Annotated in this window: 16 protein-coding genes; 10 read left to right on the top strand and 6 right to left on the bottom strand. The window is 69.9% G+C overall.

Annotation, left to right across the window (positions count from 1 at the left end):
- Positions 1-40: 40 nt before the first annotated feature.
- The 6 genes from tsaB to F4553_RS24445 all read left to right on the top strand — a co-directional run bounded on the left by tsaB (position 41) and on the right by F4553_RS24445 (position 5427).
- Positions 41-709 (top strand): tRNA (adenosine(37)-N6)-threonylcarbamoyltransferase complex dimerization subunit type 1 TsaB, encoded by a 669-nt coding sequence (gene tsaB / locus F4553_RS24470; protein WP_184839662.1) that lies wholly within the window; start codon positions 41-43, stop codon positions 707-709.
- On the top strand, positions 706-1143 hold the full coding sequence (rimI, locus tag F4553_RS24465; protein ID WP_184839660.1) for a ribosomal protein S18-alanine N-acetyltransferase: 438 nt from the start codon (positions 706-708) through the stop codon (positions 1141-1143). The genes tsaB and rimI overlap by 4 nt, the downstream gene beginning before the upstream one ends.
- Positions 1133-2185, top strand: a complete 1053-nt coding sequence (gene tsaD, locus F4553_RS24460; RefSeq protein ID WP_184839658.1) for a tRNA (adenosine(37)-N6)-threonylcarbamoyltransferase complex transferase subunit TsaD — start codon at positions 1133-1135, stop codon at positions 2183-2185. The genes rimI and tsaD overlap by 11 nt, the downstream gene beginning before the upstream one ends.
- A gap of 58 nt (positions 2186-2243) precedes the next feature.
- Positions 2244-2498: a hypothetical protein gene (locus F4553_RS24455; protein ID WP_184839656.1), complete on the top strand. Its 255-nt coding sequence runs from the start codon at positions 2244-2246 to the stop codon at positions 2496-2498.
- Positions 2499-2787: 289 nt separating this feature from the next.
- Complete coding sequence (locus F4553_RS24450; RefSeq protein WP_184839654.1) at positions 2788-5094, top strand: CBM35 domain-containing protein; 2307 nt, start codon at positions 2788-2790, stop codon at positions 5092-5094.
- Between the two features lie 129 nt (positions 5095-5223).
- Positions 5224-5427, top strand: a complete 204-nt coding sequence (locus F4553_RS24445) for a DUF397 domain-containing protein (RefSeq protein WP_184839652.1) — start codon at positions 5224-5226, stop codon at positions 5425-5427.
- Positions 5428-5561: 134 nt separating this feature from the next.
- Here F4553_RS24445 and tsaE read toward each other — a convergent pair whose 3' ends face one another.
- From tsaE to F4553_RS24420, 5 genes are read right to left on the bottom strand one after another with little or no spacing between them, the layout of a single operon-like run.
- Complete coding sequence (tsaE, locus tag F4553_RS24440; protein ID WP_184839650.1) at positions 5562-6023, bottom strand: tRNA (adenosine(37)-N6)-threonylcarbamoyltransferase complex ATPase subunit type 1 TsaE; 462 nt, start codon at positions 6021-6023, stop codon at positions 5562-5564.
- Positions 6020-7171 (bottom strand): alpha/beta fold hydrolase, encoded by a 1152-nt coding sequence (locus F4553_RS24435; protein WP_184839648.1) that lies wholly within the window; start codon positions 7169-7171, stop codon positions 6020-6022. The genes tsaE and F4553_RS24435 overlap by 4 nt, the downstream gene beginning before the upstream one ends.
- Entirely contained in the window at positions 7164-8285 is a 1122-nt protein-coding gene (alr, locus tag F4553_RS24430) for an alanine racemase (protein ID WP_184839646.1), read from the bottom strand. The genes F4553_RS24435 and alr overlap by 8 nt, the downstream gene beginning before the upstream one ends.
- A gap of 9 nt (positions 8286-8294) precedes the next feature.
- Positions 8295-9734 (bottom strand): NAD(P)H-hydrate dehydratase, encoded by a 1440-nt coding sequence (locus F4553_RS24425; protein ID WP_184839645.1) that lies wholly within the window; start codon positions 9732-9734, stop codon positions 8295-8297.
- A gap of 14 nt (positions 9735-9748) precedes the next feature.
- Positions 9749-10123, bottom strand: coding sequence for a holo-ACP synthase (locus F4553_RS24420; RefSeq protein ID WP_184839643.1), 375 nt, complete (start codon positions 10121-10123; stop codon positions 9749-9751).
- Positions 10124-10247: 124 nt separating this feature from the next.
- Between F4553_RS24420 and F4553_RS24415 the strand changes: the two genes are divergently transcribed.
- From F4553_RS24415 to F4553_RS24405, 3 genes are read left to right on the top strand one after another with little or no spacing between them, the layout of a single operon-like run.
- Positions 10248-10544: a hypothetical protein gene (locus F4553_RS24415; RefSeq protein ID WP_184839641.1), complete on the top strand. Its 297-nt coding sequence runs from the start codon at positions 10248-10250 to the stop codon at positions 10542-10544.
- Positions 10541-12115: an alpha/beta hydrolase gene (locus F4553_RS24410; protein ID WP_184839639.1), complete on the top strand. Its 1575-nt coding sequence runs from the start codon at positions 10541-10543 to the stop codon at positions 12113-12115. The genes F4553_RS24415 and F4553_RS24410 overlap by 4 nt, the downstream gene beginning before the upstream one ends.
- A 58-nt stretch (positions 12116-12173) precedes the next feature.
- The gene (locus F4553_RS24405) at positions 12174-12740 is read left to right on the top strand and encodes a Uma2 family endonuclease (protein ID WP_184839637.1); all 567 of its coding nucleotides are present in this window, start codon (positions 12174-12176) and stop codon (positions 12738-12740) included.
- On the opposite strand, the gene glmS is transcribed toward F4553_RS24405, so the two are convergent.
- Positions 12727-14607, bottom strand: coding sequence for a glutamine--fructose-6-phosphate transaminase (isomerizing) (glmS, locus tag F4553_RS24400; protein ID WP_184839635.1), 1881 nt, complete (start codon positions 14605-14607; stop codon positions 12727-12729). The genes F4553_RS24405 and glmS overlap by 14 nt on opposite strands.
- Before the next feature lie 130 nt (positions 14608-14737).
- On the opposite strand from glmS, the gene F4553_RS24395 reads away from it, so the two are divergent.
- Positions 14738-15313 (top strand): hypothetical protein, encoded by a 576-nt coding sequence (locus F4553_RS24395; protein WP_184839633.1) that lies wholly within the window; start codon positions 14738-14740, stop codon positions 15311-15313.
- Positions 15314-15410: the final 97 nt, after the last annotated feature.

Below are 15410 nucleotides of genomic sequence, written 5' to 3'. Positions count from 1 at the left end.
CCGATTATTCGGGCCGATTCGCCACAGATATCCTGGCCGTGTGCTCATCCTCGTTCTCGACACGTCGACGCCGGCCATCACCGCAGCCGTGGTGGAGATAGCGCCGACCTCGGTCACGCTCCTCGCCGAGCGGGTCACCATCGACGGCAAGGCGCACGGCGAGCAGCTCGCGCCGGGAATCGACGCGGCCCTCGCCGAGGCGGGCGCCAAGCCGCGCGACCTGGCCGCGATCGTCGCCGGCCTCGGCCCCGGCCCTTTCACCGGCCTGCGGGTCGGTCTCGTCACCGCCGTCGTCATGGCCGACACGCTGGGGATCCCGACCTACGGGGTGTGCTCGCTCGACGGGCTGGGCGCGCTGGCGGGTGCTGTGCCGTTGCTGGTGGCGACGGATGCACGGCGCAAGGAGGTCTACTGGGCCGTCTACCGCGACGGGGTGCGGCTGCACGGTCCCAGCGTGGACAACCCGGCCACCGTCGGGGTCACCGTCAGCCAGTTCGGCGCGGCGAGCGCGGTCGGCGAGGGCGCCGTCCGGTACGCCGACCAGCTGGGCCTACCCGTCGGGGCGGGTTCGGCGTACCCGTCGGCGTTGGAACTTGCCCGTGGCGCCGCTGCTCGGGTGCGCGCCGCGGCCCCGACCGAGACGCTGCAGCCGCTCTATCTGCGACGGCCGGACGCCGTCGAGCCGAGCGCGCGCAAGACGGTGCTATGAGACTGCAGCGCCTGCGCTGGTGGCAGATCGAGGACGTGCTGCCGATCGAGACCGATCTCTTCGGCGAGGAGCGGTGGAGCGCGCCGATGTTCTGGAACGAGCTCGCCAACGGGCACCTCTACCTCGCCGCGGTGGAGGACGAGGAGCTGCTCGGCTATGCCGGACTCGCCGTCAGCCCGCCGGACGAGGCGTGGATCAACAACGTCGCCGTACGCCGCGACGCCCAGCGCCGAGGGATCGGGCGAATGCTCGTCGAGGCGCTGATCGAGCACGCCCGGCGAGCGGGGACCCGCCAGACGCTGCTGGAGGTGGCCGCCGACAACACGGGGGCACAGAAGCTGTACCTGAGCTTCGGTTTCGAGCTCATCGGAGTACGCAAGGGTTATTACCAGCCAAGCAACACTGACGCATGGGTGATGTCGCGTGACAACTGAGCCACTGGTCCTGGGGATCGAGACGAGCTGCGACGAGACGGGCGTGGGCATCGTGCGGGGGCACACCCTGCTCGGCGACGCGCTCGCGTCCAGTGTGGATCAACACGCCCGCTTCGGCGGCGTGGTGCCCGAGGTGGCGAGCCGCGCCCACCTGGAGGCGATGGTCCCGACGATCCGCCGGGCGCTCTCCGACGCCGGGGTGACGCTCGCCGACATCGACGCCATCGCCGTCACCGCAGGTCCCGGCCTCGCAGGCGCGCTGCTCGTCGGCGTCGCGGCGGCGAAGGGCCTGGCACTCGCGGCGGAGAAGCCGATCTACGGCGTGAACCACCTCGCCGCGCACGTCGCCGTCGACACCCTGGAGCACGGGCCGCTGCCCGAGCCCGCGATCGCGCTGCTCGTCTCCGGCGGGCACTCGTCGCTGCTGCTCGTCGAGGACCTGGCGCACGGGGTGACGCCGCTCGGCTCGACGATCGACGATGCGGCCGGTGAGGCCTTCGACAAGGTGGCCCGGCTGCTCGGACTGCCGTTCCCCGGCGGCCCCTACATCGATCGGGCCGCTCGCGAGGGCGACAAGGTCTCGATCGCGTTCCCGCGCGGGCTGACGATGCCGCGGGACATGGTGGAGCACCGGTTCGACTTCTCCTTCTCGGGGCTGAAGACGGCGGTCGCGCGGTGGGTCGAGGCTCGCGAACGCAGCGGGGAGCCGGTGCCGGTCAACGATGTGGCCGCTTCGTTCCAGGAGGCGGTCTGCGACGTGCTGACCCGCAAGGCGATCGACGCGTGCCTCGCCAACGGAGTCTCCACATTGGTCATCGGTGGTGGTGTCGCCGCCAACTCCCGCCTGCGACTCCTCGCCGAGGAGCGCGCGGTCAAGCACGGGATCACGGTCCGGGTGCCGCGCCCCAAGCTCTGCACCGACAACGGCGCGATGGTCGCGGCACTCGGTTCCCACCTCGTCGCGGCGGGAGTGGCTCCGAGCAAGCTGGATCTGCCTGCGGACTCGGCGATGCCCATCACCCTCGTGACGGTGCCGGCATGAGGAGTGAAGGAGCGCAGCGACTGAGCCGCTTCGTTGAGAGCGGTGTAGTTTGCCTAGCGTGATCGTGCGCATGTGGGAGATCAGGGCTTACCCCAACCATTTTCCCGAGTTGCTCAACTGGGTCAGCGACATCGCCGTGCCCGGCCTGGAGATCCAGCCCAATCACGTCTCCAGCGAGGTCTTCTCCTCGACGGACGGCCGGATCGTGGTGATCTCCCGCTGGCACGGCACCCCGACGCCGCTGCCGGACCCCCCGGCCGCGCTGGTCGCCCGCTCCGCACACGCCTGGGACTTCACCCCCGTCGACCGCTGACCCCCTTTAGCACCAACTCTTCAAGAGTTGGTGCTAAAACCGGCGCACCGGGTCCTGCGCGTCGGGCGCTTGCGGTGCATGATCGCGCTGTTTCCGGGAAACAAGGCCCTCGCGTGTCCTCCGAGGGGCCAGGAACAGGGAAACAACGCGATCGTGCCGCAGGCAACGCGCCCCGTTAGCACCAACCCTTGAAGAGTTGGTGCTAAGGCGACCCTTGACAGTCCGTTCGCTGGATGGTCATATCCATGTCAATGGTTAGACAGGTTGCCTAACTATTGAGGGAGGAACCATGGGATCCAGACGGTGGGCAGCATCCACTGTGGTCTTGGGCCTGGTCGCGGCCCTGGTGCCGGCGAGCATCGCGCACGCCGCACCGACCCGCTACGAGGCGGAGAGCGCGACCGTGGTCAGCGGAGTGGTCGAGGCGAATCACCTCAACTACTCCGGCACCGGCTTCGTCAACAACGACAACGTCGTCGGCAGCTACACCCAGTGGACGGTGAACGCCGCCACCGCCGGGACCGCGACGATCACGATCCGCTACAGCAACGGCACCACGCTCGCCCGCCCGGCCGACATCGCCGTCAACGGCACGGTGGTCCTGGCGGCGGCGGCATTCAACAGCACCACCACCTGGGACACCTGGGCCAACCGCACCTTCACCGCGCCGGTCACCGCGGGCGGCAACACGATCCGCGTCACCGCCACCAGCGCCAACGGCCCCGCCAACCTGGACTATGTGGACTTCGAGGTCGCCACGACGACGCCCGCCGCGGAGTACCAGGCCGAGAGCGCCGCTCTGGCACAAGCAGCCGTCGCGACCAACCACACCGGCTACACCGGCACCGGATTCGTCGACTACACCAACGTGACCGGCGGCTACATCGAGTGGACCGTCACCGCCGCGAGCGCGGGCAGCCAGTCGCTGACCCTGCGCTACAGCAACGGCACCACGGTCGACCGGCCGCTCACCATCACGGTCAACGGCACCGCGGTCGCGACCGGCCTCTCCTTCGGCGCCACGGCCAACTGGGACACCTGGGTCGACAAGTCGGTCACCGCCGCGCTCGCCGCGGGCACCAACACGATCCGGGCCACCGCGACCACCCCCAACGGCGGTCCCAACGTCGACCGCCTCACCGTCACCGGTGGTTCCGGCGGCGACACGCAGGCCCCCACCGCCCCGGGCAGTCTGGCGTCGACGGGTGTCACCAGCAGCAGCGTGAACCTCTCCTGGTCCGCGTCGAGCGACAACGTCGGCGTCACCGCCTACGACGTCTACAACGGCTCCTCCGTCGCCAAGACCGTGACCGGCACGAGCACCAGCGTCACCGGATTGGCCGCGAGCACGGCGTACACCTTCACTGTGCGAGCGCGCGACGCGGCCGGCAACACTTCGCCGGCGTCGAACGCCGTCACCGCGACGACCAGCGCGAGCAGCGGCGGACCGGCGGTGCCCTTCGGCAGCCACCTCTTCCCCTACGTCGCGGGCACGTTGAAGCCGTCCGGCGCACAGTCCACGTTGGATGCTGCGGTGGTGAACTACTACAACCAGTGGAAGGCCGCCTTCGTCAAGCAGAACTGCGGCAACGGCTGGTACGAGGTGATCTCCCCCGACGCCGACCACCCCTACGTCGCCGAGGCGCAGGGTTACGGCATGGTCATCGTCGCCACGATGGCCGGTGCCGACGCCAACGCGAAGACCATCTTCGACGGCATGGTGAAATACATGCTCGCGCACCCGTCGGTCAACAACGCCGACCTGCTCGCGGCCGAGCAGAACACCTCCTGCGTCAGCGTCAACGGTTCCGACTCCGCGACCGACGGCGACCTCGATGTCGCGATGGGCCTGCTCCTCGCCGACAAGCAGTGGGGCAGCGCCGGGACCTACAATTACAAGCAGCTCGCGATCCGGCACATCAACGCGATCAAGGCCAGCGAGGTCAACCCGACCATGCACCTGATGCTGCTCGGAGACTGGAGCACGTCGGGCGACGCCCTCTACTGGACGACCCGTCCGTCGGACTTCCACCTGGATCACTTCCGCGCCTTCCGCACGGCCACGGGCGACACGGCCTGGGACACGATCCGCACCGCCCACCAGACCTTGATCACAAACCTTCAAACCAACTACGCGTCGGGTACGGGCCTGCTGCCGGACTTCGTCGTCACGACCAACACCACCCCCAAGCCCGCACCGGGCGAGGTGCTGGAGGACCCGAACGACGGCAAATACTGGTGGAACTCCTGCCGGGTGCCGTGGCGGATCGGAACCGACGCCGTCACCGGGGGCGGGAGTGCTTCGCTCACCTCGGCTCGGAAGCTGAACACCTGGGTGAAGGCGAAGACCGGCTCGAATCCGAACAGCATCGCTGTGGGGTATTCGCTGGCGGGGACGCAGATCTCGTCGGGGAGCGAGCCGGCGTTCTTCGCGCCGTTCGCGGTGGCGGCGATGACCGATCCGGGCAGCCAGGCGTGGCTGGACGCGCTGTGGACCAAGATGGTGAACACGGGGTTCAGCAGCTCCGACTACTACTCCACGAGTATCCAGCTGCAGGTCATGATCGTCGCGAGCGGCAACTACTGGGTCCCGTAGCTCCAGTGATCGCAGATCTTGGCGTGATGGGCTCGCCAAGGCGGGCCGTCGCCGCCAAGATCTGCGATCATCACTCCTCGAGGAGCCCGCCATGTCCGCTCCCCTGAGCCGATCGGAGTCGACGAACACATGAGTTCCACGGAGAAGTTCGATGGCCGCTGGTTCACAGCGACCACGTCAGACGGTGTCGAGGTGGCCTTCGCCGCCGATGGCAGCATCGGCGTGCGAAACAGCAAGCTCGGCGAGGACGGCCACGTCCTGGAGTTCACCCCCGCCGAATGGGACGCGTTCCTCGATGGAGCCATGAAGGACGAGTTCACGATTCCCGCCTGAGCCTCCGAAGATCACGTCGATTTCGGCGGGCAGCGAGCGCGTGATCACACCGTTTTCCCCCAACATGGTGCGATCAAGCACCATGATCAGGCCATCTTGCGGGAAAACGGTGTGATCAAACCGCGGAACACGGCTCAGGCGAGTCGAGAGGCCCAGTCGCCGCCGTGGCCGACGAGCTCCACGACGCGGGTGTCGTCGTCGAGCCGCGAGATCCGCACCTCGAGGTGCGCGTCGGAGAGCTGCTCCACCAACCCCTCGCCCCACTCCACCAGCGTGACCGAGTCCTCCAGGTCCGCGTCCAGGTCGAGATCGTCGATCTCGGCCCGCGGATCGGTCACGGTCCCCAACCGGTACGCATCGACGTGCACCATCGGCACCGACCCACCGGCCTCGCGATCGGGCCGGTGCACCCGCGCGATGACGAACGTCGGCGAGGTGACGGCGCCCACGACGCGCAGCCCCTCCCCGATCCCCTGAGCCAGCGCCGTCTTGCCCGCACCGAGGGGGCCACCAAGAATGACGAGGTCACCGGCCCGAAGCAGCCCGGCGAGCCGGGTGCCGAAGGCGCGAGTCTCCTCAACAGTCGACAACTTCACGGCATGACTTTAGCCAGGAAGGCGAGCAGGGCTTCGTTGACCGCGTCGGCGTGCTCCAACAGGACGACGTGGCCGGAGTCGGGGACGACGACCATCTCCGCCTGCGGCAGGTGGCGAACGATCTCCTCGGAGTGCTTCAGCGGCAGGATCGGGTCCTTGTCGCCGACGATGACGAGGACGGGTTTGTCGGCGATCGCCGCGAGCGCCGGGTACCTCGCGTGGCTGGAGAGCGTCCGCAGGTAGCGGGCAACGGTCTCGGTCGTCGTGCCGGAGTTCATCCGCTCCACGTAGGAGACGAGTGCCGGGCTCGGCTGTTTGCCGCCGAAGCCGTACCGCCGAGTCAGCAGCCATGCCAGGTCCGACGAGGCCTGCCGGGCCTTGTCGATCATCGGGCCGCTCATCCGGGACGCGCCGGAGAGCACCGGCAGCAGCGGAGCGCTCGTGCGGGAGATCAGCTCGGGCAGGCCGCCCAGCTTGACGCCCTGGACCCGGCCGCCGGACGTACTGATGAGAGCCACGCCGACGACCCGGTTGGCGAAGATCTCCGGGTAGCGCTCAGCACACGCCATGATCGCCATGCCGCCCATCGAGTGCCCCACCAGCACGATGTCGCTGTCGGGCGTGGTCGTCTCGCGGATCACGTCCCGCAGGGCCTCACCGAGCGCTGGCAGGTCGTACTCCCCGTCCGACAGCCGCCCGGACTTGCCGTGGCCCGGCTGGTCATAGAGGACCATGCGGTATTCGCCGCCGTCGAGCAGCCGCCGCTGGAAGTGGAAGGTCCCCATGTCGAGGCAGAACCCGTGCACGAAGATCACGGTAGGTTCGGGATCGGCATCGTTGAAGTCGAGCGTCACACCGTCGGCCGGCTCCACGATCTCGACATAGAGATCGACACCGTCGGCCGTCGTGACCGTCAGCGACTCGTCGAAGGGCAGCCTGCCGAAGGGCTCATCCGCATAGGGGTCCTCGACACCCGCCCTGGATCGCCGCACCCACGCCCTTTCCGCAGCCACTCCCGCGGCGATCCCCGCCGCCGCGACACCCACGATCGCACCGATCAGCCCGACCTTGCGCGCTGTCGACCTGCCTCCGGACGGCTTGGCCGCCTTCGCCGGCGTCGACGCCGCCGGGACCACCGCGTCAGCCATGCCGCTCACCCGCGAAGGTCCGCGGCACCCGGCCGCTGCCGAAGCGGGTCACGATCTCGTAGTTGATCGTGCCGATCGCGTCGGCCCAGTCGGTCGCCGTCGGCTCGCCCCGGTCACCGGGCCCGAAGAGGATCGCCTCGTCGCCGGGGTGCACCCCGTCATCGCCGCAGTCGAGCATCACCTGGTCCATGCAGACCCGACCGGCGATCGTGTAGCGCTTGCCGTTGACGGCGATCGGACCCACGTTGGAGGCGGCCCGGGGCACCCCGTCGGCATAGCCGAGCGGGACCAGCGCCAGCGTCGTGTCGGACCTCGTCTGATAGGTGTGGCCATAGGAGACGCCCTCGTCCGGACCGACCTGCTTGGTGAGCAGGACCCGGGCGTGCGCGGTCATCGCGGGGCGCAGGCCGAAGGTCTCCCCCGCGATCGGCGAGAGTCCGTAGACCGCGATCCCCGGGCGGACCAGGTCGAAGTGGGCATCGGTGCGGGTCAGCGTGGCCGCCGAGTTGGCGATGTGACGCAGCTGCGGGGTGATGCCGAAGCTCTCGGCCACGTCGAGCGCCTCGCCGAAGGCGACGAGCTGCTGGTCGATCGTCTCGTGACCCGGCGCGTCGGCATAGACGAAGTGGCTCCAGACGCCGATGACCTCGATCAGACCGTCGGCCTCGGCTTTCGCCGCGGCCTCCAGCAGGGCCGGCCACGTCTGAGCTGTCGCGCCGTTGCGGTGCAGGCCGGTGTCAATCTTGAGGTGTACGCGAGCAGGCTCCCCGACGACCGTCGCCGCCGTGACGATCTCGGCGAGCTGGTCCACCCCGGCGGCGCTGAGATCGACGTCGGCCTCGATAGCCTGGTGCAGGGGCTGGCCCGGACCGATCAGCCAGGCGAGCACCGGCGCCTCGATCCCCGCCGCGCGTAGCTCCAGCGCCTCGGCGAGCGTGCAGACACCGAGCCAGGTCGCCCCGCCCTCCAGCGCCGCCCGGGCACAGGGCACAGCACCGTGCCCGTAGCCGTCGGCCTTGACGACCGCCATCACCTGCGCCGTGGTTGCCGCGCGCAGTTTAGTCACGTTTGAGCGAATCGCATCCAGGTCAACTAGTACCTCGGCCTGCCACATGCCCTCAGCCTACCCACCGGTCACGAGGTTGATGCCTGAGCGGAGCGCCTCGGCGATCTCCGTGGCGGTGACCGGACCGGACTCGGCGGCGTGCCGCCCCGCCAGCCCGTGCACGAACGCCGCTGCCACCGCCGCCCTGGTCGCGGGCAGCCCCGCCGCGAGCAGCGAGCCGAGCAGCCCGGCGAGCACATCCCCCGAGCCGCCCGTGGCGAGCGCGGGGTGCCCGGTCGGGTTGACCCAGGCCTCGCCGCTCGGATCCGCGACGATCGTGCGATCGCCCTTGAGCAGGATCACCGAGCGGGTCCAGGCGGCGAGCTTCAACGCCGCGGCCACCCGGTCCTCCCCGGGCGCCTCCCCGGCGAGGCGGGTGAACTCGCCGTCGTGCGGGGTGATCACGGTCGGTGCGTTGCGGGCGCGCAGGTGATTGGCGAGGGTGCCGTCGACGAGCAGGGTGATCGCGTCGGCGTCGAGGACCGCCGGGACGGGCGACGCCAGCACCGCCCGCAGCTCGTCACCGGCACGTTTGTCCTGGCCGAGACCGCTGCCGCAGACCCATGCCTGGACCCGGCCCGTGTCGGCGACGCGGGGCGAGCCGATCACCGTCGGGTGCAGTGTCACGACGACCGCGTGCGCCGGGCCGGCGTAGCGCACCAGTCCCGTCGGGCCGGCCAGGGCACCCCGGGTCGAGAGCAGCGCCGCGCCGGGGAAGGTCGCCGAGCCCGTCGAGAGCCCGACGACACCGCGCGAGTATTTGTTGTCGTGCGGGCCCGCGACCGGCCACCACTCGGCGATCATCGCCGCGTCGGCGATCCGCAGCGCCGGTGTCCCCGGCAGGGTCAGCCCGATCTCCACCAGCTCCACCTGGCCCGCGAGCGGGGCGGCCGGGCCGACGACGAGCGCGGGCTTGAGCGCACCGAAGGTCACGGTCACGTCGGCGCGCACGGCCGGACCGGGCACGTCACCGGTGTCGGCGATGACCCCGGACGGCAGGTCGACGGCGATGACCAGCGCGGTCGACTCGTTGGCGGCCTCGGCCAGCTCCGCCGCCCGGCCGGCCAACGCACCCTTGGCCCCGATGCCGAGCAGCCCGTCGACGATGAGGTCCACCTCGGCCGGCAACCGCTCGGCGAGGCGTCCACCGGCCGCTCGGAACGCCGCGAGACCACCGGGGTGCAGCCGATCCGCATGCAGCGGGACCGCCGTCACCTGGGCACCCCGCCGGGCGAGCTCCGCACCGGCGTAGAGGGCGTCGCCGCCGTTGTCACCGGGGCCCGCCAGGATGGCGACGCGAGCCGCGTAGACCCTGCCCGGCCGTCCCTCCCGCAGCGTCACGACGCAGCGCCGCGCGAGACCCGCTGCGGCCCGCGCCATCAGCGTGCCCTCGGGCAGGCTCCTCATCAGCACCTTCTCGGCCGCGCGGACCTCCGCCGACCGCCAGGCTTCCCGCATGGATCCTCCCCTGATCAGCCGTCACGCTCCGCGATCACCACAGCGGCCGCGATGCCGCCGTCGTGGGACAGCGAGAGGTGCCAGCGATGGATGCCGCGCTCGGCCGCAGCCGCCGCCACCGTGCCCGAGACCGTCAACCACGGGCGACCGTCCGGGTCGACGACGATCTCGCAATCGTGCCAGTGCAGCCCGGTCGGAGCGCCCAGCGCCTTCGCGACGGCCTCCTTCGCCGCGAACCGGGCGGCGAGCGACTCGGGCCCGCGCTGGTTGCCGGACCGCGTCGTCCGCTCGGCCTCGGTGAAGAGGCGGTCGACCAGCAGCGGCGTGCGTTGGAGCGCCCGCGCGAACCGATCAACCAGCACCACGTCATTACCCACGGCCACGATCACAGCGACCACCCTATAGTCGCGTGGGGGGAGCCGGGCAATAGCTGTGGATAACCGGCCACGATGTGGCCTCCGCGGTTATCCACAGGCCTTTCTCCAGCTCGCGCGGCCCAGCAGCATCGTCGTCATGAGACCACCGAACTCCGCCGAGACGATCACCGTCCACACCGGGCGATTGCGGCAGACCGCCGACCGTCTCGATGATGCCGCAGCCCAGCTCGCGCAGGAGACGCGGCGCGGTCACGAGCTGGCCGCCGTGCCGCCGGGATGGGCGGCATCGATCGCCCTTGAGCGGCTCTCGATCGCGATCGCGTCATCGATGACCCTCTTCGCCGAGCGGACCGAGACCACGGGCCGGGCCCTGCGCCGGGCCGCAGCGGCCTATGAGGAGTCCGACCGGTCCGCCATGGGCGGCGGCCGGTGATCACCTTCGCCCGACTCGCGAGCGCCGACATCGACGCGTGGCGGTCCGCGGGCGATGCGTGGCGGCGGCTCGCCGCCTCGGTCGGCGACGGCGAGGCGCACATCACCGGCTCCGGGCAGGGCCTGCGGGCCGACTGGGCGGGTCCGGCCGCGACCGCCGCGACCGCCCAGGTGGCCGCGATCGGCGCGGACCTCGCCGCGCTGCGGGTGCCGTTGACGCAGATCCAGCAGGTGCTCGCCACGCACGCCGAGGCGATCGAGCGGGCCAGGAGGTTGCTGATCGCGGGGGTGGACGGGGTCGAGGACACCCGCGTGGTGGTGACCGCCGAGGGTCGTGTCGAGCTCGATGTGCGCGGAGCACCGCCCGCACCGTGGGAGGCCGCACTCGCCGCGAGGACCGCCGAGCGGATCAGCGCCGCCCTGACGATGGCGAGCCGAGCCGACGCCGAGACCAGCCGGGCGCTCAGCGAGCTGGCCAAGGCGGCCGAGACCCACTGGACCGAGGCGCCGCCGAGCTGCCCGCCCGGCGGCGGGGCGGGTGCGGTGCGGCTCTGGTGGTCCGGGCTCACCCCGGCGCAGCGCCGCTGGCTGATCGCGCACCAGCCGGACGTCATCGGGTCGCTCGACGGGGTGCCCGCCGCCGATCGCGACCTCGCCAATCGCGAATGGCTCAGCCGGGAGCACGCCCGGCTGAGCGGACTGCGCGACGCCCTGCACGGCAAGCGGGGAGCCGAGGACGAGTTGGCCAGGATCGAGTCCCGCCTCGCCGGTCTCAGCGCGCTCGAACGGCGTCTGGACGGCGGCGAGCCCCGTGGCTATCTGCTCGGCCTCGACACCCGGGGCGACGGCAGGGTGATCCTCGCCCTCGGCGACCCGGATCGCTCCGACAACGTGCTGACCTACGTTCCCGGTGCCGGGAGCGAGCTCAACGGCGGTGTCGCCGGGCTCATCGACCGCACGGCGACGATGTCGGCCGCCGCCACCGCAGCCGACCCGACCCTGAGCACCTCATCGATCCTCTGGCTCGATTTCGACAGCCCCGACGCGATGCAGGCCACCTCCGCCGCCTATGCCCACGCGGCCCAGCATGCACTGCACGACTTCCAGCAGGGGCTGACGATCACCCATGACGGCGAGATCGGCCAGCAGACACTCGTCGGGCACAGCTACGGCTCGCTCGTCATCGGCGAGACGGCCCGCGATCGGGGTGTCGCCGCCGACGATCTGGTCTTCCTCGGCTCGGCCGGCGTCGGGGTCGACCACGCCGCCGACCTGCATCTCGATCCCGGCGCCGTCTGGTCCAGCCATGCCCGACACGATCCCATCCAGCTCGCCGCGCCCAATCCGTTGCAGGCGGCGCTGGACCAGATGCTCGGACCCTACCTCGGTGATCCGATGACGCGGCTGTGGCACGGGGTGAACCCCTCGGACACGGGGTTCGGCGGGCACCGCTTCACCAGCGCCGACGGGGGCGAGCTCGGGCACGCTCACTCGTCCTATTGGGACAGCGGCAATCCGGGGCTGGCGGCAGTGGGTGCCATTGCTTCCGGTCATGACGACAGGTTAAAGTGACAAGCAGCTAGTGTCGGTCCTTCCCCGGAGGGTTGAGATGACCGTTACCCTGAACAGGATGGACCAGCCTGGACGCCTGTTGACGATCGACGACCTCGACGCAATTCCGTATGACGGCAAGCGCTACGAGCTCATCGACGGAGTCCTCCACGTGTCCCCAGCTCCCACCCATCCCCATCAAGCCGTTTCAGGTTTCCTCTTCAGCTGGCTCTTCGACAACGCACCCGACGGCATGACGGCAGCTCAGGCTATCGATATGCACGTCAGTCGCTTCAAGTCCTTCATCCCGGACGTGCTGGTGGCCGTGCGTGCCGGGGAGACCCGCGACAGTCCGGTGACTCCAGCCGAGGTGCTGCTGGCGGTCGAGATCGTGTCACCCGGATCTCGACCCATGGACAGGGTCCGCAAGCCACGCCACTACGCCCAGGCGGGCATCGAGTGCTTCTGGCGGATCGAGCAGGAGCCGGAGCTGACGGTCCATACCTACACACTGGACCACAGCACCGGCACCTATCTGCCGACCGGCTCCTTCACCGAGGTCGTCGCGGTGGAGCGACCCTGGCCGATCAAGCTGCCGGTGGCACTGATCGACCCCGGGAAGCGCCGCGGCGCTATTCGACAGTGACCGACTTGGCGAGGTTGCGGGGCTGGTCGACATCGTGGCCACGAGCCGTCGCGATCTCGCACGCGAGCACCTGCAGCGGCACGGTGGTGACAAACGGGGCGAGCAGGGTCGGCGTCCTCGGCACGCGGATCAGGTGATCGGCATAGGCGATGACGGCGTCGTCACCCTCCTCCGCGATGACGATGGTGCGGGCGCCCCGTGCGCGTACCTCCTGGATGTTTGAAACGATCTTGTCGTGCAGCACGCTGCGGCCCGCCGGTGACGGCACCACACAGACCACCGGGGTGCCTTCGTCGATCAGCGCGATCGGCCCGTGCTTGAGCTCACCGGCGGCGAAGCCCTCCGCGTGGGTGTAGGCGAGTTCCTTCAGCTTCAGCGCACCCTCCAGCGCCACCGGGTAACCGACGTGCCGACCGATGAAGAGCATCGTGTCCTGATCGGCGAGGAGCCTGGCGAGCGCGCGGACCTCGTCCATGGTGGAGAGGACCTCAGTGATCGCGTCGGGCATCCGCTGCAGCTGGTCGATGACCGAGGCCACCTCGTCGGCGTATTTGATGCCGCGGACCTGGGCCAGGTGCAGGCCGACGAGGTAACAGGCGGCGAGCTGGGTCAGGAAGGCCTTGGTCGAGGCGACGGCGATCTCGGGACCGCCGTGGGTGTAGAGCACGGCGTCGGACTCGCGCGGGATCGTCGAACCGTTGGTGTTGCAGACGGCGAGGACCCGGGCCTTCTGCTCCTTGGCGTGGCGCAGGGCCATCAGGGTGTCCATCGTCTCGCCGGACTGGGAGATCGCGATGACGAGCGTCGACCGGTCGAGCACCGGGTCGCGGTAGCGGAACTCGCTGGCGAGCTCGACCTCGCACGGGATGCGGGTCCAGTGCTCGATGGCGTATTTCGCGACGAGACCGGCGTGGTAAGCCGTGCCGCACGCCACGATGAAGATCTTGTCGACATCGCGCAGGTCCTGGTCGGTGAGGCGGACCTCGTCGAGGACGATGCCGCCGTTGATGCCGATACGGCCGCGCAGCGTGTCGGCGACCGCCTGCGGCTGCTCCTCGATCTCCTTGAGCATGAACCAGTCGTGGCCGCCCTTCTCGGCGGCACGGGCGTCCCAGTCCACGTGGTAGTCGCGGCCCTCGACCGGCTTGCCGTCGAAGTCGGTGATCTCGATCGCGTCCGCGGTGATCAGCACGACCTGGTCCTGGCCGAGCTCGACCGCCTCCCGGGTGTGCTCGATGAAGGCACTGACATCGCTGGCGAGGAAGTTCTCCCCCACGCCGCGGCCGGCGACGAGCGGTGAGTTGCGCCGGGCGCCGACGACGGCGCCGGGCACCAGGCGGTCGACGACGAGCAGCGTGAATGCCCCTTCGAGCCGGGCGACGACGCGGCGCATCGCCTCGGCGAGGTTGGCGGGCGAGGCGACGGGCATCGCGGCGACCTCGGCCGCGAGCAGGTGCGCGACGCACTCGGTGTCGGTGTCGGAGGCGAACTCGACCCCGGCCGCCTCCAGCTCGGCGCGGAGCCGGGCGAAGTTCTCGATGATGCCGTTGTGGATGACGGCGACCCGGCCGTCGGCCGAGACGTGCGGGTGGGCGTTGCGATCGGTCGGGCCGCCGTGGGTGGCCCATCGCGTGTGTCCGATTCCCGTCAAACCGGCCTCGATCCCCTCGATCGCCTCCTCGGCGAGAGCGCGATCCAGGTTGGCGAGCTTGCCCGCCCGCTTGGCGACGATCAAATCGACGTCTGCTGATTCGGCGACCACCGCGACACCGGCGGAGTCATAGCCCCTGTACTCCAGTTTGCGCAGCCCATCGACGACGATGTCGAGCGCTGGCCGGCTGCCGACGTACCCCACGATCCCACACATGTTCCGTAGCGTAGCCGAGTTCCGCTCACTTTGCATGCGCGGATGGCACACTTTCACGCACGCAATTTGATCGAACCCATACGGGTAGGTCCACTGGCCACGAAGTTGACCGTGGGCCTACCGTGTCGGCATGAGCTACCCACCCCCATCAAGCCCCGAGCAGCCCCAGTACGGCGCTCCCATCCCGCCGAGCTTCCCGCCGCAGCAGCCGCCGCCCGGACAGCCCGGCTATGGCCAGCCCGCGTACGGGCAGCCGGTGCCGCCGCCGAAGAAGAGCAAAGCCGGCATGATCATCGGCATCATCGCCGGTGTCCTCCTGCTCGTGTGCGCCCTCTGCGCCGGCGGCTTCTACTTCCTCTACGACACGGCGAGCGACAAGGTCGACGAGATCCAGTCCAGCCTCGGCGTGACGACCGGCGACAAGGCGGACTCGCACACGATCACCTACCAGGTCGGTGGCACCGGTGCCGCTCGGGTGACCTGGAGCAAGAGCTCCGGCAGCACCGAGTCCGAGGACGCCCAGCTCCCGTGGACCAAGGAGTTCGTCATCACCGACGACTCGTTCGGCGGCGTGCTCTCGGTCATCGGCCGGGACAGCAGCCTCGACGACCAGCAGGTCACCTGCAAGGTCTTCATCGACGGCAAAGAGAAGTCGTCGCGCAGCGGCACCAAGTCGGCCATGTGCACCGTCATCTTCGTGAGCTGACGCTCACCGCGGACGTGCGTAGCGCCCTCCGGCATGACCGCGGAGGGCCAGCCGGTCGGCGCACCACCGACCGGCCCTGGTCAGCGCACCATCCGAG

The sequence above is a fragment of the Allocatelliglobosispora scoriae genome (genome assembly GCF_014204945.1).
GTDB classification, from domain to species: Bacteria; Actinomycetota; Actinomycetes; order Mycobacteriales; family Micromonosporaceae; genus Allocatelliglobosispora; species Allocatelliglobosispora scoriae.
This window is presented reverse-complemented; position numbering and strand designations above follow the sequence as displayed.

What these genes read in the sequence shown, in the direction of transcription:
- alr (WP_184839646.1), bottom strand. Translation starts at nt 8,285, where the DNA reads ATGTGGCAGGCCGAGGTACTAGTTGACCTGGATGCGATTCGCTCAAAC.
- F4553_RS24395 (WP_184839633.1), top strand. Translation starts at nt 14,738, where the DNA reads ATGAGCTACCCACCCCCATCAAGCCCCGAGCAGCCCCAGTACGGCGCT.
- rimI (WP_184839660.1), top strand. Translation starts at nt 706, where the DNA reads ATGAGACTGCAGCGCCTGCGCTGGTGGCAGATCGAGGACGTGCTGCCG.
- F4553_RS24450 (WP_184839654.1), top strand. Translation starts at nt 2,788, where the DNA reads ATGGGATCCAGACGGTGGGCAGCATCCACTGTGGTCTTGGGCCTGGTC.
- F4553_RS24405 (WP_184839637.1), top strand. Translation starts at nt 12,174, where the DNA reads ATGGACCAGCCTGGACGCCTGTTGACGATCGACGACCTCGACGCAATT.
- F4553_RS24435 (WP_184839648.1), bottom strand. Translation starts at nt 7,171, where the DNA reads ATGGCTGACGCGGTGGTCCCGGCGGCGTCGACGCCGGCGAAGGCGGCC.
- F4553_RS24415 (WP_184839641.1), top strand. Translation starts at nt 10,248, where the DNA reads ATGAGACCACCGAACTCCGCCGAGACGATCACCGTCCACACCGGGCGA.
- F4553_RS24425 (WP_184839645.1), bottom strand. Translation starts at nt 9,734, where the DNA reads ATGCGGGAAGCCTGGCGGTCGGCGGAGGTCCGCGCGGCCGAGAAGGTG.
- F4553_RS24445 (WP_184839652.1), top strand. Translation starts at nt 5,224, where the DNA reads ATGAGTTCCACGGAGAAGTTCGATGGCCGCTGGTTCACAGCGACCACG.
- glmS (WP_184839635.1), bottom strand. Translation starts at nt 14,607, where the DNA reads ATGTGTGGGATCGTGGGGTACGTCGGCAGCCGGCCAGCGCTCGACATC.